This is a genomic window from Bacillus sp. 22475, from assembly GCF_052044835.1.
Classification (GTDB): domain Bacteria; phylum Bacillota; class Bacilli; order Bacillales; family Bacillaceae_G; genus Bacillus_A; species Bacillus_A cereus.
Window position 1 is genome coordinate 347,665 of record NZ_JBQENW010000002.1, and the last position, 18,656, is coordinate 366,320.

Genomic DNA, 18,656 nt, shown 5'->3' on the forward strand with positions numbered 1-18,656 from the left:
TGACATTCAATTGTCAACGGAAACGTCACGAAATAATGAAACTTTTTCACGCCTATGGAACATTTAATTAGTCAATCAAAAATGATTGGAATACTTCATTCCCTAATAATTTTCCTTTTCGCGTTAAACGCACATGTCCATTTTCCTCTTCAAGTAATCCTTGTTCTTGATTGCTTTGTAACTGCTTCGCGAAAACTTGATCCATCTCCACATTAAATTTATTGCGGAATGCCGTTTTAGAAACACCTTTTGTTTTTCGAAGTCCTAAGAACAGTTCTTCTTCCATTCTTTCTTTCTCCGTCACCTTATGAACATCTAAATACGGAAATCCTGTTTCATCAATTTTATTAAAATATCGCTTCAGCGGACCTACATTTTGAATACGTTCCCCATTCACATAACTATGAGCTCCAGCTCCAAAGCCATAATACTCTTCATTATTCCAGTATGTGAGATTATGTCTACTTTTATTGTCACCTTTTGAGAAATTACTAATTTCATACTGGTTATAACCGTGTTTCTCCATTTCATCCATTACCATTTCATACATTTTAGCTTCATGGTCTTCACCCGGAAGACGCAATTTCCCTTTATTCATTAAGTTATAAAACACTGTTTTAGGTTCCACAATTAATGAATATGCCGAGAAATGTTGTACACCAAGCGTAAAAGCAATGTCTAATGTTTCCTTCACATCTTCTATCGTTTGTCCTGGCAAAGCATAAATAATATCTACATTAATATTTTTAAAACCTACTTCCTGAGCTTCTCGAATCGCTAGGAATGCATCTTCCCTCGTATGCTTGCGCCCGATTTTCTCAAGCAGTTCATCACGGAACGTTTGCACACCAAAACTAATTCGATTCACTCCACCTTCTAATAGTACATTCAACTTCTCTTTCGGTAGATCTCCTGGATTCGCTTCAAATGTCAATTCACAATTCGGAGCAAACGGACGCAAATGACGATTAATAATCTCGAGTAATTTTTTTGTCTGTTCCATATTTAACGCTGTCGGAGTTCCACCGCCCACAAAAATCGTTTTCATACTATCAAACGGAACTTTTTGAACCGTATTTATTATTTCCTTCTCTAAATAATCTAAATATTGATCAACCGGTTGGCGTTCAATAAACACTTTATTAAAATCACAATAGTGACAAATGTGCTGACAAAACGGAATATGAATATATGCAGCTTGTACCAAATATAACTCCTACCTTTCTAAAAAGAAAACCTCCGCACTCCGGAGGATTCTCTACTTCTCTAACGTATTACGAATTTGTTCCATTCGCATTTTTCCCCAATCATACATCATTTCAACGATCGGTAAAAGTGACATGCCTAGTTCCGTCATATAATACTCAACACGAGGAGGAATTTCGGGATATACTGTTCGATCAACAATCCCATCTTCCATTAACTCTTTTAATTGGTTCGACAAAACTTTATGAGAAATGCTTGGGAATAACCGTTGTAATTCACTAAAACGATGAGGCCCTTCCACACCAAGATGCCACAGTATCACAACTTTCCACTTTCCACTAATAATAGAAAGCGTCAATTCCTTTTCACAATTAAAATTGCCATTTTGTATTTTATCTTGAATATCTTTTCGAATATTTTCGGACATTAACAATCTCCTAACTCTATATGAACTAAAAAGCTCTCTCATTATTGTAAATGAGAGCTGCTCAGATGTCTAAAAAGTAATTATACAGAAAAAAGAAGCCGCACAAACGACTTCTTTTTTATTTCAAATATTAGTTGTCATCCATTTTCAGTACAGCCATGAATGCCTCTTGTGGCACTTCTACAGAACCAACAGACTTCATACGTTTTTTACCTTCTTTTTGCTTATCAAGAAGTTTACGCTTACGAGAAATGTCACCGCCGTAACATTTTGCAAGTACGTTTTTACGCATCGCCTTAATTGTAGAACGTGCTACAACTTTATTTCCGATAGTCGCCTGAATTGGTACTTCGAACTGTTGTCTCGGAATTAATTCTTTTAATTTCTCTACAATTACTTTACCACGGTCATACGCTGAATCACGGTGTACGATAAATGATAAAGCATCCACTTGTTCATTATTTAAAAGAATATCCATTTTCACAAGTTTAGATGGTTTATAACCAATTAACTCGTAGTCAAATGATGCATACCCTTTCGTATTTGATTTCAATTGATCGAAGAAGTCATATACGATTTCTGATAACGGGATTTCATATGTTAATGTAACACGCGTTTCATCTAAATATTGCATATCAATAAACGTTCCACGTTTACCTTGGCAAATTTCCATTACAGCTCCAACATAGTCATTCGGAACCATAATTGAAGCCTTCACAAACGGCTCTTCTACACGATCGATAGACTGTGGATCTGGCATATTAGATGGATTATCAACAATAACATCTTCACCGTTTGTTAAATAAACTTTATAAATAACGCTTGGCGCTGTTGTAATTAAGTCAATCTTAAATTCACGTTCAATACGTTCTTGAATGATTTCCATGTGAAGAAGTCCTAAGAATCCACAACGGAAACCAAATCCTAACGCTTGAGATGTTTCTGGTTCAAACTCAAGAGCAGAATCGTTTAACTCTAATTTTTCTAACGCATCACGTAAATCGTTATAACGAGCAGAATCAATTGGATACAGCCCACAGAATACCATCGGGTTTAATTTACGGTAACCTGGTAACGCCTCTGCAGCTGGACGTTTCGCATGTGTAATCGTATCACCAACACGTGTATCACCTACGTTTTTAATAGATGCTGCTAAGAAACCTACATCACCTACTGTTAACTCGTCACGTTGCGTAGTTTTCGGTGTAAATACACCTACTTCTGTTACTTCAAATTCTTTACCCGTTGCCATCATACGTACTTTATCGCCAACTTTTACCGTTCCATTTACAACACGGATATAAGCAATTACACCACGGTACGGATCATATAAAGAGTCGAAAATCATACATTGTAACGGCTCTTCTGAATCACCTGCCGGAGCTGGTACTTTTTCAACAATTTGTTCTAAAATTTCTTCAATACCAATTCCAGCTTTCGCAGAAGCAAGTACCGCTTCTGATGCATCTAAACCAATTACATCTTCTACCTCTTGACGTACACGTTCTGGATCCGCACTTGGTAAGTCGATTTTATTGATAACTGGTAAAATTTCTAAGTTGTTATCGAGCGCTAAGTATACGTTCGCTAACGTTTGAGCTTCAATACCTTGCGCTGCATCTACTACAAGAATCGCGCCTTCACAAGCCGCTAAACTACGAGATACTTCGTACGTAAAGTCGACGTGTCCTGGTGTATCAATTAAATGAAGAATATACTCTTCACCATCTTTTGCTTTATAGTTTAATTGTACTGCGTTTAATTTGATTGTAATACCACGCTCACGCTCTAAATCCATAGAGTCAAGCAACTGAGCTTTCATTTCGCGTTGTGTTAACGCATTTGTTTTCTCTAAAATACGGTCTGCTAACGTTGATTTTCCGTGGTCAATATGAGCAATAATAGAGAAATTACGAATTTTGGACTGTCTTTTTGCTCTTTCTTCTTTGTTCATCTATGTTCTCAACTCCTAATAGTCTCGCCAATATACACTAGCACTGATTATATCAATAGAGCAACAAAGATTCAATGAAAACTCGTGCTGCTTACGATACAAATCATTCTATCTATATCTTATGCGAATAAACCATAAGAGACAAACCCTTTTCAAATTTTAAAACGGTTGTCTTACAAATCAGTAAAACAACCATCTCCCATGCTACTCTTAGCTAAAAATCCCCTTTATTTTCCCAACAACTATATCCGTTCCGAACTTCGTCATTTCATAAGCTACACTTGCTACCGCCATCCCAATTCCTTCTACAACATTAAAACTTCTTAAACGTTCTAATTGTTGTTGTTTTTCTGAAGCTGAAAACGAACTACCCAAAATTTCCGATTCAACACCTGTACTCTCTGTCCCTGTCATATGAGCTATTTGTTCATACGACAATTGTCGATAACCTTTCATACTTTTCAAACCATGATTAGCAAGTGACACTCCTGCTATCATCATAAGTAAACATAAAGCTACACTACATATACACAAAAGCGCAAAACGACTCAAACTATTATCATCTTTCTCCCTCAATGTGTATACGCTCCCGTATTATCTTGATCAATTTGATGATGCAGCGCTGCATTTAAACCACTCGCTATTACATTCGCCATATCCTCAATAAAAGTATCTACTTCTTTTGGGGTCACCATTAAATTATGACCAAGAGGCGATAGCACTTCATAAATCAACCTTCTTTTTTCTTCTTCTTCTAACGTACCAACAGTACCTAAAAACATATTTCGGCTCTTTTCATCTGGCATATCTTCTTCTGTTAATTTTTTCTTTTCTCCAAATGAAAATCCCGCTGGTAACAAAGATCTTGAAGGTTTGTTTCCTTCTTTCATCTCTCGACCAAAATGTTTCAAAATAAAATCAATCGTATCACTTGTAATCGAAACGGCATCGACCACAGTCGGAACACCAATTGCGATAACAGGGATACCTAATGTCTCTTTACTTAGTTCCTTACGTTTATTCCCAACCCCTGATCCAGGATGGATTCCAGTATCAGAAATTTGTATCGTGCTATTTACTCGTTCAATAGAACGGGCAGCTAATGCGTCAATCGCAATTACAAAGTCTGGATTTGTCTTCTCAATAATCCCATAAATAACATCGCTCGTTTCGATGCCTGTAATCCCCATTACCCCCGGCCGAATTGCACTAACAGGCCTGAATCCTTCTTCTACACTTTCAGGCTGCAATTGAAACAAATGTCTCGTTACTAATACATTTTCTACAACTATTGGCCCAAGAGCATCCGGTGTTACATTCCAATTCCCAAGGCCTACAATTAAACAGCTCGCTTCTTTGGTAACACCAACCTCTTCTAAGAAATAAGAAAATTCTTTTGCAAAAATACGCTCCACTTTTTGTTGAAGTTCTGTATCTTGCTGACGTATACCTTGTACTTCAAGCGTTAAATAATTTCCAGGTTTTTTACCCATCGCTTCAGAGGCAGCTTCATCAATTGTTACTTTTGTAATTATAGTACCTTCTTCTTCCCTCTCTTTTACAATTACCCCCTGTATCCCTTTTTGTTCTTCTTGGCTTTCTTGCAACATTTGATGAGCTTCTACAGCAAGGTCAGTTCTAACGCTATATTTACTTAAATCCAATGGTTCTTTCATCGTATCTCCTCCGTAATTCATAGTAAATATCGTTAGATTTCCCAAAGTTATATAAGGTCATTCTTTCCTTTACGTGAAATTTCATGGATATACTATTGCAATTCTCTTCACCGTTTGATAGAATATCACTTGTTCTATGTAAGAATCGAGTCATTCGATTGCACCAGGGAGGTGAAAAGTATGGCAAACATCAAATCTGCTATCAAACGCGCTAAACTTAGCGAAGAGCGTCGTGCACATAACGCTTCTATCAAGTCTGACATGCGTTCTGCTGTTAAAACTGTAGAAGCTTTAGTTACTAATAACGATCTTGAAAATGCTAAAGAAGCTTTCAAAACTGCTTCTAAAAAACTTGACAAAGCAGCTCGTAAAGGTCTTATCCACCAAAACGCTGCATCTCGTCAAAAATCTCGCTTAGCGAAACAAGTAAACGCGTAAGGCGTTTAAAAAACGATCCATTTGGATCGTTTTTTTATATACAAAAAAAGTTCATGCACTAGGTACATGAACTTTTTTTGTGTCATCACATATGATTTAATCGCATTAAGAAAAACTCGAGCACAAGTTTCTTATCCATCTTTCCCGTCTTCATACTATAATCAGCTTCCGCTAATTCTATAATCACTTTTTTTAATTCTTCAAAAGAGAAAAATTTCGTTTGATTCATCGCCAATTTTACACGATACGGATGTACACCAATATGAGATGCAATTTGATTTTGCCCATAACCACGTTGCTGTAACTCTTTCACTTGATACAACAAACGGAATTGACTCACTAATAACGCAAGCAATTTAATCGGTTCTTCCTGCTGCGTAAATAATCCATCCAAAATTTGCATTGCACCTGCAATATCTTTTTTCACCACTTTTTCTGTCAAAGCAAATACATTTTGCTCAACTGATTTTGGCACAAGCTCTGCAACAAGTTTCGTCGTAATCTCTCCGCCCATACCAACGTATAACGTTAACTTGTCCATTTCCTTCGCCAACATCGTTACATTACTTCCCACAAGCTCTAGCAACAAACTAACAGCCGCGTTATCAATGTGCACATGCACTTCATCTGCCCGAGCAATAATCCACTTCTGAACATCCTGCACTTGCATCGCATTCGCTTCTACTACATCTGCTGTTTTCTTTAATAGTTTTGTAATTTTTTTTCGCTCATCAAGTTTTTCGTAAGGCGCAACAAAAACAAGAATAGAAAATGGAGAAGGTTCACCAATGTATTCTTCTAAAATTTTTATATTTTGCTCTAACTTTTCTTTTTGCGAAGTCAGAAATAGCGGTGATTTTATTAACAGTACTTTCCGTTCTCCAAAGAAAGGAAGCGTACGCGCATCCTCAACCACATCTTCTAAATATGCTTCTTCCAAATCGTATGTCACAACATTAAACTCTCGATCTTCTTCTTCAAGTGCTTCTGTCGTAATAAGCTTTATCGTTTCATTTATAAAAAAAGCTTCCGTTCCATATAGTAAATATAACGAAGCAAACTGTTTCTTTTTAATTTTTTTATGTATATCACTCATACTTTTTCCTACTCCCTAACTTGGCAATATATATTTATACTAATGCCCTAGCTTTTGTTTTACAAGTACAAAGGAACAGGCTTTATAACCCGTCCCTTTATTTATATTAAACGCCACGCAATAAGCCCCGGGTTTCTTATTGGTGTGCGGTAATCACCTTCCCTTTATTATTCACAATAAAAATTCGAGTATAAGTGCCAACTGTTAACATGCTTGGAAACAAAAAACTCACGTTACTTCATGATCTAAAAGTAGCAAAAAAGCTCATTTTCTCTTCATATGGAAATTGTAGATTTTTTTCTGACAATATTTTATACTAAAGTGGAATGTTGGGGAGGGATTCTAAATGAATGATTTTGAACAAAACGTTCAAAGTAAACGCAATGACGCTATTGATTCAGGGGTAGGATTTATCGTCTCATTTGGTTTTTTCGCAACACTTTTCATCATTGCAACTGTTATTAAATTTATCGGTTCTTAAAGGCTGCCACTTCATGGCAGTCTTCTCTTTTTCACCTATTATATGTCTTATCGTATGTGATTTTACTTTGAAAGGTTCCATTTTCCCCTTTAAAAACATAGGAAATAGCACCTTGCTTGTCCGTCCGCCATATCGCACTTCCCATCTTCTCCAAACGCTCTATCACTTCTTTATGCGGGTGTCCATATCTATTCTGCTTACCAACAGATATAATCGCTACACGGGGCTGTATAACGTTCAAAAAAGACTCTATAGATGACGTGTTACTTCCATGATGAGCAACTTTTAAAACATCTACTCGCAAATCTGGATACGCAGATACTAAAAACTGCTCTCCTTCTTCTTCTAAATCGCCTGTAAATAGCCACGTCAATCCTCCAAATTTTGCCCATATTACAATTGAAGCATTATTTTCACTTTTTTCTTTTCCTTTTGGAGCTAAAACGAAAAATTCAGCTTCATTTACACTCCAACTTTCCCCTTCCCCCACTTCAGTTATTTTCATTTCCTTTTCTAATGCCTGTTTCTTTACTACTTTTTCTAATACTGCATCTTTTCCCTTCCGGCCAAATACAACTTCTTTTACAGGTATATATGATAATAATTCTTGCGCAGCACCTATATGATCTGCATCTCCATGCGTTACGATTAATTTATCAATTGTTTTAATACCTTCTTTTTGTAAATAGGGTATTAAAACATCATTTCCAACAGAAAATTCATGCTTTTTTCGTTGCCACTCTTCCTTATTGACACGAAGCGTTCCACCTGTATCAATAAGATAAACCCCTTTATCATACGGAAGGCGAATTAATATTGCATCACCTTGTCCAACATCAATAAATGTTACACTTCCACTTCCTCTAAAATATGGATATACATAATGACACGTGCTAATAAAAAGAAATATACTCACAACTATACAAACCATTTTTTTCGGCGCTCTCCTTTCCCAAACCATCAATATACTGACAATACTCGCGCAATATACAGCTACAAGATTGAAGGACGTTTTCCCGAAAATAAGCTGGTTAAATGGTAAACTTTCACAATAACTTAGAAAAACATTAGACATACTCAAGCCTATTGATAACACATCCGCAAATCCTTTTGCGAGAAACGGGACAATTGGCATACACAGTAAAATAATAATGCTACATGGTAATACAATGATAGATAAAAACGGAACGTATAAAAGATTGAGGAAAATGCTATATGGAGAAAAATAACCAAAGTGATATAACAAAATCGGAGTACTAACGAGCTGTGAAATGATAGAAATATAAATAGAATTTCGGATTACTCCGTTGCTACTCACTAACAATAACGGAGCAGACAAAAGTAAAGCGAAGCTACCTACAAAAGAAAACTGAAATCCAATATTAAAAACAAGATAAGGGTCATATATAAGCATACATATAGCTGTTACACTTAAAGCATCTAAACTAGATAAACGAATCGAGCACATAAAAGCAATCAACGTCAAAACTCCTGTTATAGAAGCCCTTATAACAGAGGGTGACGCCCCTGCTAAAACCATATACAAAGGAATACAAATGATAAGGCAAATTGTTGCTACCTCCCTCGTCGCACCACTTCTTAGCAAAATAAAATATACTATCACCATTAACAATACAATGTGCGAACCTGAAATTGCTAACAAATGTACAAGACCAAACTGTTGATATTGCTCTTCCACTTCAAACGTCATTTGTTGTCTATCACCAAATAGTAACGCATTCATAAAAGCACCTGATTGCTCTGGAAACATCTCTGTAACTTTCGAGATTACTTGTTGCCTCAAAAGGAGAATCCGTTGCATGAGCGACAGTGATGTTTTATAGCATTCAGAAATATATGTAGCCTCAAATGTGAAATGAATATGTTGCTTGTATAAATAATCACGGTAATTAAAACCATGAAAATTCCGAGCTGTTTGCGGTTCTTTCCTCTCACCCTCGAATACACATGATATCCCTGCGTATAATTGTTGCATTTTTTCCTTTTCCAAGGCTGATTTTATTCTATAACTTAACTGCACTATATTTTTATTGTGATCTTCAAACTGAAAAGATAGGCGATCTCCATTAACAAGCGGTGTATTTTGTATAACCCCTCTTGTAACTCCATAGGACTCTCCTAGAGACTTATTCCACCCTTGAACATAGGAAGTGTATATAGCGCCACTAAAGCACGCTACAATGCAAAAAAAGAAGGTTTTACGCGAAGTTCGATATAAACGGAAGAAAACATTTAAAAAGAGGCAAAAAACTATCAATAAAAGTGACGAGGAAAAGGCAATTGCAATCCCTATTATAAACGAGATTGCAACATACCCCCATTGTTCCTGCAACTTATACTCACTCCTTATAGCATCATTTTTGCTTTCGTGAATACATGCTGTAATTCTTCCATTGATAAATTATCTTTTTCTAAAGACGCAAATAATTCTTTTAACTCCGTATAACGTTTTTGCTCCTCTAATGCAGCGATATCATATTCTAGCGGAACGTGCTTCACTGTTACATTCGCTTGTTCAAATAACTCTATGGCGTATGGATGATTTTTATAATCCTGCGCATAATAAACCGCTGTAATACCACTTTGAATAATTGCCTTACAACATTGTAAACAAGGGAAATGCGTAACGTAAATTTCTGCTTCCTCTGTTTTCGCACCAAACTTGGCACATTGTAATAAAGCATTCATTTCGGCATGAATTGTCCGAACACAATGGTTATCGATTACGTAACAACCATCATCTATACAATGTACGCCACCTTTAATCGAACCATTATATCCACCAGCAATAATTCGTTTATCGCGAACGATTGTCGCTCCTACCGCAAGCCTTGTACATGTACTACGTAACGATAGTAGATGGCTTTGCGTCATAAAATATTGATCCCATGAAATTCGTTCCATATTTTTCACCTACTTTTTTGTCTACTTGTAGTGTAGCGAAAGAAGAAAAACTTCGTCAATCTTTTACGGAATAATAATTTGATCTTTTATCTTTTCAAGAGACTTCGCACCAATCCCATCAATCTCTAATAAATCTTCTATTTTCTGAAACGGACCATGCTCTTCTCGATATTTCAAAATACTTTCTGCCTTTCGAGAGCCAATCCCTGTAATTTTTTCCAATTGCTCTTTCGCTGCTGTATTTATTCGAATCTTGCCATCTTCCTTAGAAGAAGTAAACATCCCTTGTTCTGACTCATTTTTACTCGGTATATAAAGAAGCATTTGATCTTGTACAATTTGTGCTAAATTCACTTTTTTCATATCTACTTCTGATAAAAAACCACCAGCCTTTTGAACCGCATCCTTTACGCGATCTCCTTCCTTCATTTCATATACCCCTTCTTTATTAACCGCTCCTTTCACATCAATTATAATTGTTCTTTTCTGTTCCTTTGTATCCGATATTTTCGGTTTACCCTTTTTTTCTATCTCCTTCTCTTGCACATTCATTGTAATAGGCGTTCGTTCTACACTCTGATTCGTTTTCCAAAAAACAAGAAAAAGTAAAGTTCCAATAATAGCTACTAAACCTAACCACTTTTTCGGAAAATCCCACATCATTTTACACCTCTAATCATAAATTTATAACATCATTCATATTGTTTAGGAGAAAGCTGTTACGAAGGAGGGATGAAACTTTGAACATAGGAATTATAGGGACAGGAAACATGGGGAATATACTAATCGATGCATTTTTAGAAACCCGTGCTGTCAAACCTTCGTGCCTTACAATCATTAATCGGACGCCTGCCAAAGCATATCATATAAAAGAAAAATACCCTTCTGTTCATATAGCAAAAACAATCCCGGAAGTAATCGAACAATCACAACTTATTTTTATTTGCGTTAAGCCGATAGATATATACCCTATCCTAAAAAAATACGCTGAACATTTTTCTGATGAAACGTGCTTAGTTTCTATTACAAGTCCAATATCTCCATCACAATTAGAGACTCTCGTACCGTGCCACGTCGCACGTATCATTCCAAGTATCACAAATCGCGCCCTCTCTGGCGCCTCACTATTTACATTTGGAGATAATTGCTCTGAAGAATGGCAACAAAAACTACTTCGTCTATTCAAAAATATTTCTACACCTCTTGTAATAGAAGAAGATATAACACGTGTTTCTTCTGATATAGCAAGTTGCGGTCCTGCTTTCTTTAGTTATTTACTACAATGCTTCATTAACGCTGCTGTAGATAAAACAAATATTACACACGAAGAGGCTACTACTTTAGTAAGTGAAATGGTCGTGGGAATGGGGAAATTACTTGAAAAAGAAATCTTCACATTACCTACCTTACAAGAAAAGGTTTGCGTGAAAGGCGGCGTTACCGGGGAAGGCATTCGGGTTTTAGAAGAACACGTTGGAGATATGTTCCATAAGTTAATCGAGCGAACACATGAAAAATTTGATGAAGATTTAGAATGCGTTGATCAGCAATTCAATAAACACACATAATAAATACGTCATTTTCATTCCAAATCCTTTTTATAAATACTTACTTTTTTACAATACATTTTCACTTCAACTACTATTCCCATACTTTACGCATACGATCTTCAGATTATGCTAGAACTAAAAATACATCTTCTTTATAAAACAAAAGCAACCTTCTCGGTTGCTTTTGTTTTATCCGTTTTTCTTCGCCATGAAGAAAATACGCTCTGTTTGTTCTGTAACTTCAAGTCGCTCAAAATCACCTGTTACACGAAGAACTGTAAAACCTGCTTCTCCAAGCCATTTCGTTAACTCTTCCACTTGATATGCACGTTGCACGTGACATTCGTCAAACCGATGGTACACATCTTCTTCCGGATCTTGAACAAAGAATGTTAAATCATGCTCTACACTATTTGCTTCTTCACCAGGGAAGCAATTCCAAATAAGAGATATTTCTTCTCCATTCACTGTATACGTTTCATTTTGAAATACATGATGTATTTTATATAAAGAATGTACATCAAATAAAAACAAACCATCTTGACGCAAATGGTGAAACACTCTTCTAAATGTTTCTTGTACTCCATCTTCTTGCAATACATAATTTAATGAATCACAAAAGATAGTGACACAGTCAAACTCACCTGGAACATCAAGCTCTCGCATGTCTTGTTGGTAAAAAGGAATAAAGTATCCCTCTCCTCCTAGTTTTTGCTGAGCGACTGTTAACATTTCTTCTGAAAGATCGACACCTATTAAATCGTAACCCTTTTGCACAAGCGGAAGGGTTACATTACCCGTACCGCATGCTACATCAAGAATTTTTGCCTCTTTCATATCTGCCTGCTGCAGGCTTTCCTCTGTGAATTCTACCCATTTATCATAAGGGACATCATTCATCAGTTCGTCGTACAACAATGCAAATTGTTCGTATTTCATTGGCCTAGCTCTTCTGTTATATCTTCACGTGGCACATCGCCCCATAGACGCTCTAAATTATAGTGATTACGCTCATCTTTATGGAATACATGGGCAACTACATCTCCAAGATCAACTAATACCCAACGTGCTTCGTCAAAACCTTCCATACGTTGTACGTCGATTTGGAACTCATGTGCTTTTGATTTAATTTCACGTGCAATTGCTTGCACTTGTTTATCTGAATTACCGTGACAAATAATGAAATAATCTGCAATTGGTGAAATACCTTGCATATTTAGGACAACCATATCTTCTGCTCTTTTATCATCAGCTGCTTTTGCCGCTAACACTAATAAATCTTTATCGTTCATTTACTCATTTCCTCCTTGATAACTGCATTGTATGTTTGGAATGTTAATGGATAAATCGTCTGATTTTTTTCCATTAAAAATTGAATTGTTCTCTTTAACGCAAATAATAAAGCTTGATTTATATCCGTATATGCGAGTTTACGAGCCTCTTCCACACCCGGAAACTTTCGCCCTGGCTCAATGTAATCAGCTACATAAATCACTTTATCTAACATCGTCATGTTCTCATGACCACTTGTATGATATGTAATAGCTTGCAATATTTCAGAATCCGTAATGCCTACCTCTTTTTCTACTAAGTATGCCCCAACAGGCGCATGCCACAACTCTTTATTATAGCAAAGTAAATCTTTCGGCAAATCTTCACGTTTAATAATCTCTTCCATCTCTGAAATTGCTCTACATTTCGCATAATCATGGAATATAGCTGCCATCTCTGCTTTTTTCTCGTCCACACCGTATAACTTAGCAAGCTCAATCGCTGTCTCCATTACACCAATTGTGTGTATATAACGTTTTTCATGCATTTGTTGTTTGACAATATGAAGTGCATTCTCACGATTCATACAACCCATTCCTCTCGATATATACCTGTACTTTTTCAGGAAGTAAATATTTACACGTTTTCTTCTCCTTATATCTCTCACGTAATAAGGATGAAGAAACTGCAAATTCCGGAATTTCCACTGTAGTAATCTTATATGGTGTATGCAATGTATACCCAGGTCTTGCAACTCCAACAAATGTTACAAGATTAAGTAAAGCTTCAATGTTATACCACTTCGGTAAATACTCAACCATATCCCCACCGATAATAAAGTGAAACTGCACATCCGGATACTTCTTCGTCAATTGTAACATAGTGTCATACGTATAAGATGGGCCCTTCCTGCTTAGCTCTTCTAAACAAATAGAAAAGTGTTCTTCTGCCTCAGTCGCAAGCTCTAACATATGTAAACGACTTTCTATACTTGTAATATTACGTCCTTGTTTATGTGGCGGAATCTGGTTTGGCAAGAACCATACTTCTTCCAATTCCAAAGCGTGATATACTTCATTTGCAATTAGCAAATGTCCATAGTGAGGCGGATCAAATGTACCGCCAATGATGCCAATTTTCCTCAAAAGAAACGCCCCTTCCTTTTACATACAGCAACTCTCCTTGGTTAGGAACGAAGAGAGTTGCTATTAATAAAAGTTCAATTGGTTTCGCTCTCTACATCATTACGCATCAGCGATAAAAAATAGCGCATGCTAATCTTTTTATCGAGGAAGCTTAATTTGTTTATTTTCTCTTGATTCTTTGTATAAAACGATTGTGCTTCCAATTACTTGAACGATTTCAGCACGTGCACCTTTTGCAAGTTCTTCCGCAACCTCACGGCGATCAAATTCACAGTTTTGTAATACGCTCACTTTAAATAGTTCACGAACTTCTAACGCTTCTCCAATTTGTTTTACCATATTTTCATTTACTCCGCCTTTTCCTACTTGAAAAATTGGTGTTAAATGATGTGCTTGTGCACGTAAAAATCTTTTTTGTTTTCCTGTTAACATATATGTTAGCCTCCAAGCTTTTCTATAACTAATTGTTTCATTCGATCAATATTTGGTACACGTCCTGTCCACATTTCAAATGCAAGTGCTCCTTGATAAACAAACATATCAATACCATTTTGAATGATTGCACCTTGCTCTTTTGCCTCACATAAAATTTTCGTTTCAAATGGATTATAAATTATATCTGATACAATAGTTCCTTTTTTTAACGAACACATTTGTAATGGCGTATGTTCGACGTGTGGATGCATACCTATCGTTGTCGTCTGAATGATAATATCATAATTTCCTTGTTCTTCTGTCGCTTTTTCTAACGACAAAGCAACCGAATTAACATCGGCCGTACGTGCAGCAATAAGTTCTTTCGCCTTATCTACTGTACGATTGGCTACATCAATCTCTTTTACACCTACATCAGCAAGAGAAAAATAAATAGCTCGGCTAGCACCACCTGCACCAAGTAACAAAATACGTTTCCCTTGAAGTGGTTCATTACTAATTGACTGCAACGCTCGAACAAAACCAATTCCATCTGTGTTGTAGCCAATTAACCTTCCATTCTTATGAACCACTGTATTTACTGCACCGATTTTCCTTGCCAATGGATCAATCTCATCCAAATACTCCATGATAGCAACCTTGTGCGGAGTTGTTACATTAAATCCTGAAATACCTAATGCTTTTAAACCTCTTACTGCTTCCCCTAGCGCTTCCTCTTCAACAAGGAATGCATGATAATGGGCATCCATATTCAAGTGTTCAAATGCATCGTTATGCATAACGGGTGATAATGAATGTTCAATTGGATTTCCGATTACACCATATAATTGTTTCATAAATCCCTCTCCATATTAAATTAAAGATTTACGTAGTGAAACACTTACTCCTTTTGGTACGTGTGCAACAATTTTTGCGCCTGGTTCGTTCACAGTAACCCATCCTAATCCAGAGAATACAACATCCGTCTTTGGTTCACGAATATTAAATTCGTATTTCACTAACTCAGGCATATTTGCTAATTCTTCTGGTGTTGGCGGGCTTAGTAAATCTCCAGCATGATTTTTATATAATTCATCTGCTTTCTCAAGCTTTGTACGATGGATTGTTAAACGATTCGAGAAGTGACAAGTAAACGCACGACGACCACCACTTACATAATCAAAACGTGCCAATCCACTAAAGAATAACGTTTGTTCTTCATTTAATTGGAATACCATCGGCTTAATTTCTTTTGTTGGTGTAATAAGCTTTAAGCTTTGCTTCCCAACATAATGAGCCATTTGGTGGTGGTTAATAATACCTGGCGTATCATATAAAGAAGATTCTTCGTCTAATGGAATATCAATTAAATCCAGTGTTGTTCCTGGGAAATGAGATGTTGTAATTACATTTTCAGTCTCATCACTAAATTCTTTAATCATACGATTAATAAATGTCGATTTCCCTACATTCGTACATCCAACAACATAAACATCTTTGCCGCCGCGATAATACTCAATAGCATCTGCTAGTTCAGCAATTCCTTGTCCCTTCGCTGCACTAATTAAAAAGACATCTTCTGGTTTTAATCCTAGCTGCTTTGCACTATAGCGCATCCAATGCTTTACTTTATCATGTTTTACTGACTTTGGAATTAAATCAGCTTTATTTCCAACAAGTAATACTTTATTATTTCCTACGAAACGATGTAAGCCAGGTAACCAGCTACCATTAAAATCAAAAATATCTACAATTTTGACTACTAATGCATCTGATTTTCCAATTCCATTTAAAATGCGTAGGAAGTCATCATCTGTTAACGATACATCTTGAATTTCATTGTAATGCTTCAAGCGAAAACAACGTTGACAAATGACTTGTTCTTTCTCTAAAGATGAGGTAGGAGCATACCCCACTTCGTTTTTATTTTCTGTTTGAATTTCTACACCGCAACCAATACATTTAATTGTTTCAGTCAAACTTTATTCCTCCCAGTTAATTAAACCTTTTTTCTTCATATTTTTCATGATTCTTCGTTCAATTTTTCGATTAAAGCGCGTCACTAATCCGTCCGTTTGTGCTACCGGTACAACTAAAATTGTATGAAGCCCTACTCGGTTTCCACCAAGCACATCAGTCAGTAACTGATCTCCAATTACTACAACTTCCTCTGCCTGCAGATGCATCTCTTGTATCGCACGCTTAAACGCTCGAACAAATGGTTTACGTGCACTATGAATAAATGGAATACCTAATGGGTCAGCAAAATCTTTTACACGTTGCTCATTATTATTTGAAACAACCGTTACTTGGATGCCTTGCTCTTTCATTTTTAAGAACCATTCTTCAAGTTGCGGGGTTGCATTTGGACGATCCCATTCAATTAAAGTGTTATCTAAATCAGTAATAACACCTTTAATCCCACGTTTTTTTAAATCTTCTGGTTGAACATGATATACATTTTTCACGTATTCATTTGGTAAAAATAGCTTCAATTTCTTTCACCTCTTTGAGGATTTTTCATAAAATTTTTCGACAACATTTTTCGATATATAACCTGTGGATAAAATTGTACACATTTTCCACATTAATCTTTCAGTTAATTTGGAATTTACTAACAAACTATACACACTTTATCCACCTAGGTATGTGGATAACCACTCGTTTGTGACTGTCATACTTTTTTGGTACATTAAATGCATCAACGAATCAATCCTTATATTATTAGGAGGTGACTCACCTTGAAAACAAAACATATGGAACAGTTATCCACTGAGTTACTCACTGAGTCTTATTATAAAGCAAAAGAACTAAAATTAAATCCCGACTTCATTTTACTTATAAAACAAGAAATCATTAGACGCTCATTAGAGGACAAGCTTGTCAAATCTTCTTGATTACATATAAAGTGAAAGTTTAATCAGCCCGTACCAATCAAACAGTTACAGGATACATTATTGAATGCCCTGTAAAAAGAGCCATCCTACGATGGCTCTCGAATAAACAAGTACTCCCATCTAGGGGATTTCATCATTAAGTATCTTTGCCCATAACTCTTACTTACGGTTATAAAAGCTTTTCTTTATTTATGAGCTAATCGAGTAGCTATTTTTTCACCAAGACGAAGCTCTTGTCCACTCTTTAATTCCTGCACTACTTCTATCATATCTTTTTCAAACAATAACACAACTGTTGAACCAAATGTAAAGTATGCCATTTCTTCACCTTTTTGAACAGTGTCTCTCTCATGCAAAAGCTCAATACTATTAACAAACATGGCCCCTACTTTTACAAGAGCCATATGTTCGCCATCACTGCTTACTTCTGTAACAGAACGATAATTTTTTGACAGCGGTTCTTTCCCGTATTCCATACCAGCTGCATTTACCGGATACGATTTTCTACCGAGTACAAATCTTTCAGTCACAGAACCAGAAAGCGGACTATGAATGCGATGATAGTGACTTGGACTCAAATAAATTACCATATATGTACCGCCTGCATATCGCGTTGCACGTTCTTCATTACCTAGCATATCCACAATTGAATAGCGCTTTCCTTTAATATCAAATGTTTTTGTATCCTCAATAGGACCATGATCTGCAAAAACACCATCAACAGGACTAACGATACTCGATGCATCTGTATCAATACTACGCTTTCCTTCTTTTAGCTTACGCGTAAATAATTCATGCAATGTTCTATATTCCTTCAAACCCTTTTCCATCTCATCTTGATTAATTTGAAAAACTTTCGCATACGATGGAATAATGATAGAGCTCAAACGAGATTGTGCAAATTTACGTAATATATAAGAAGTAAAGCGACCATTTGTAAGTTCTATCATAAGTCGATATAATGTACGTCGCAAATTGCGAAACCCCCTAATCAGTCTATAACTTTAGTTTTCCCTTATTTTCTTTCTATATCATACGTAAAATTGGTTCTTATTCCCACATATCATATAAAGCAGCCTTATTATACATACAGAAAACTAAGTATGGTATTATTCTTAAATTATTTAGCACCTTCTAATATTACAGATAGAATCCGTCATTTTCAACAGTGAACA

At 36.1% G+C, this 18,656-nt stretch carries 22 protein-coding genes; 4 read left to right on the plus strand and 18 right to left on the minus strand.

Translation table 11 applies throughout. The features are described from left to right. Window positions 1-67 precede the first annotated feature (67 nt). From hemW to gpr, 5 genes are all read right to left on the minus strand, one after another. Window positions 68-1,207 (minus strand): radical SAM family heme chaperone HemW, encoded by a 1,140-nt coding sequence (hemW, locus tag ACTJJY_RS05200; protein WP_440605127.1) that lies wholly within the window; start codon window positions 1,205-1,207, stop codon window positions 68-70. Window positions 1,208-1,258: 51 nt separating this feature from the next. Further along, window positions 1,259-1,633: a winged helix-turn-helix transcriptional regulator gene (locus ACTJJY_RS05205; protein WP_001293539.1), complete on the minus strand. Its 375-nt coding sequence runs from the start codon at window positions 1,631-1,633 to the stop codon at window positions 1,259-1,261. Between the two features lie 130 nt (window positions 1,634-1,763). Next, window positions 1,764-3,587 (minus strand): elongation factor 4, encoded by a 1,824-nt coding sequence (lepA, locus tag ACTJJY_RS05210; RefSeq protein ID WP_001030948.1) that lies wholly within the window; start codon window positions 3,585-3,587, stop codon window positions 1,764-1,766. Between the two features lie 210 nt (window positions 3,588-3,797). Continuing rightward, window positions 3,798-4,163, minus strand: a complete 366-nt coding sequence (locus tag ACTJJY_RS05215; protein WP_001207095.1) for a YqxA family protein — start codon at window positions 4,161-4,163, stop codon at window positions 3,798-3,800. Further along, window positions 4,160-5,263 (minus strand): GPR endopeptidase, encoded by a 1,104-nt coding sequence (gene gpr, locus ACTJJY_RS05220; protein ID WP_440605128.1) that lies wholly within the window; start codon window positions 5,261-5,263, stop codon window positions 4,160-4,162. Before gpr ends, ACTJJY_RS05215 begins: the two co-directional genes overlap by 4 nt. Window positions 5,264-5,443: 180 nt before the next feature. On the opposite strand from gpr, the gene rpsT reads away from it, so the two are divergent. Further along, the gene (gene rpsT, locus ACTJJY_RS05225; protein WP_001274012.1) at window positions 5,444-5,701 is read left to right on the plus strand and encodes a 30S ribosomal protein S20; all 258 of its coding nucleotides are present in this window, start codon (window positions 5,444-5,446) and stop codon (window positions 5,699-5,701) included. Between the two features lie 85 nt (window positions 5,702-5,786). Here rpsT and holA read toward each other — a convergent pair whose 3' ends face one another. Further along, window positions 5,787-6,797, minus strand: coding sequence for a DNA polymerase III subunit delta (gene holA / locus ACTJJY_RS05230; RefSeq protein WP_001279933.1), 1,011 nt, complete (start codon window positions 6,795-6,797; stop codon window positions 5,787-5,789). Window positions 6,798-7,143: 346 nt separating this feature from the next. Between holA and ACTJJY_RS05235 the strand changes: the two genes are divergently transcribed. Continuing rightward, a complete protein-coding gene (locus ACTJJY_RS05235; RefSeq protein ID WP_000997609.1) occupies window positions 7,144-7,278 on the plus strand; it encodes a YqzM family protein in 135 nt (44 codons plus the stop codon). 31 nt (window positions 7,279-7,309) lie between these two features. Here the strand turns inward: ACTJJY_RS05235 and ACTJJY_RS05240 are convergent, their stop codons facing one another. From ACTJJY_RS05240 to ACTJJY_RS05250, 3 genes are all read right to left on the minus strand, one after another. Continuing rightward, complete coding sequence (locus ACTJJY_RS05240; RefSeq protein ID WP_440605129.1) at window positions 7,310-9,631, minus strand: DNA internalization-related competence protein ComEC/Rec2; 2,322 nt, start codon at window positions 9,629-9,631, stop codon at window positions 7,310-7,312. 14 nt (window positions 9,632-9,645) lie between these two features. Continuing rightward, window positions 9,646-10,203 (minus strand): ComE operon protein 2, encoded by a 558-nt coding sequence (locus ACTJJY_RS05245; protein WP_000439773.1) that lies wholly within the window; start codon window positions 10,201-10,203, stop codon window positions 9,646-9,648. Between the two features lie 63 nt (window positions 10,204-10,266). Beyond that, window positions 10,267-10,866: a helix-hairpin-helix domain-containing protein gene (locus tag ACTJJY_RS05250; RefSeq protein ID WP_000989936.1), complete on the minus strand. Its 600-nt coding sequence runs from the start codon at window positions 10,864-10,866 to the stop codon at window positions 10,267-10,269. A 77-nt stretch (window positions 10,867-10,943) separates the two neighbouring features. On the opposite strand from ACTJJY_RS05250, the gene comER reads away from it, so the two are divergent. After that, a complete protein-coding gene (comER, locus tag ACTJJY_RS05255; protein ID WP_001020554.1) occupies window positions 10,944-11,771 on the plus strand; it encodes a late competence protein ComER in 828 nt (275 codons plus the stop codon). A 171-nt stretch (window positions 11,772-11,942) separates the two neighbouring features. Here comER and ACTJJY_RS05260 read toward each other — a convergent pair whose 3' ends face one another. From ACTJJY_RS05260 to ACTJJY_RS05295, 8 genes are all read right to left on the minus strand, one after another. Beyond that, window positions 11,943-12,692, minus strand: a complete 750-nt coding sequence (locus tag ACTJJY_RS05260; protein WP_440605130.1) for a class I SAM-dependent DNA methyltransferase — start codon at window positions 12,690-12,692, stop codon at window positions 11,943-11,945. Next, window positions 12,689-13,045 carry a ribosome silencing factor gene (rsfS, locus tag ACTJJY_RS05265; protein WP_000998173.1) on the minus strand — a complete coding sequence of 119 codons (357 nt, stop codon included), beginning with the start codon at window positions 13,043-13,045 and terminating at the stop codon, window positions 12,689-12,691. Before rsfS ends, ACTJJY_RS05260 begins: the two co-directional genes overlap by 4 nt. Continuing rightward, window positions 13,042-13,611 (minus strand): bis(5'-nucleosyl)-tetraphosphatase (symmetrical) YqeK, encoded by a 570-nt coding sequence (yqeK, locus tag ACTJJY_RS05270; RefSeq protein ID WP_001078478.1) that lies wholly within the window; start codon window positions 13,609-13,611, stop codon window positions 13,042-13,044. Before yqeK ends, rsfS begins: the two co-directional genes overlap by 4 nt. Next, window positions 13,601-14,170, minus strand: a complete 570-nt coding sequence (gene nadD / locus ACTJJY_RS05275; RefSeq protein WP_001226037.1) for a nicotinate-nucleotide adenylyltransferase — start codon at window positions 14,168-14,170, stop codon at window positions 13,601-13,603. The genes yqeK and nadD overlap by 11 nt, the downstream gene beginning before the upstream one ends. 138 nt (window positions 14,171-14,308) lie before the next feature. Then, entirely contained in the window at window positions 14,309-14,602 is a 294-nt protein-coding gene (yhbY, locus tag ACTJJY_RS05280) for a ribosome assembly RNA-binding protein YhbY (RefSeq protein WP_000955227.1), read from the minus strand. A gap of 5 nt (window positions 14,603-14,607) precedes the next feature. After that, window positions 14,608-15,441, minus strand: a complete 834-nt coding sequence (aroE, locus tag ACTJJY_RS05285; protein ID WP_440605131.1) for a shikimate dehydrogenase — start codon at window positions 15,439-15,441, stop codon at window positions 14,608-14,610. 15 nt (window positions 15,442-15,456) lie between these two features. Continuing rightward, window positions 15,457-16,563, minus strand: coding sequence for a ribosome biogenesis GTPase YqeH (gene yqeH / locus ACTJJY_RS05290; RefSeq protein WP_000140807.1), 1,107 nt, complete (start codon window positions 16,561-16,563; stop codon window positions 15,457-15,459). A gap of 3 nt (window positions 16,564-16,566) precedes the next feature. Continuing rightward, window positions 16,567-17,079: a YqeG family HAD IIIA-type phosphatase gene (locus ACTJJY_RS05295; protein WP_000765307.1), complete on the minus strand. Its 513-nt coding sequence runs from the start codon at window positions 17,077-17,079 to the stop codon at window positions 16,567-16,569. A 246-nt stretch (window positions 17,080-17,325) separates the two neighbouring features. On the opposite strand from ACTJJY_RS05295, the gene ACTJJY_RS05300 reads away from it, so the two are divergent. Next, entirely contained in the window at window positions 17,326-17,481 is a 156-nt protein-coding gene (locus ACTJJY_RS05300) for a sporulation histidine kinase inhibitor Sda (protein WP_000850094.1), read from the plus strand. Window positions 17,482-17,666: 185 nt separating this feature from the next. Here the strand turns inward: ACTJJY_RS05300 and ACTJJY_RS05305 are convergent, their stop codons facing one another. Next, window positions 17,667-18,455, minus strand: coding sequence for a phosphatidylserine decarboxylase (locus ACTJJY_RS05305; protein ID WP_001255000.1), 789 nt, complete (start codon window positions 18,453-18,455; stop codon window positions 17,667-17,669). Between the last annotated feature and the right edge of the window lie 201 nt (window positions 18,456-18,656).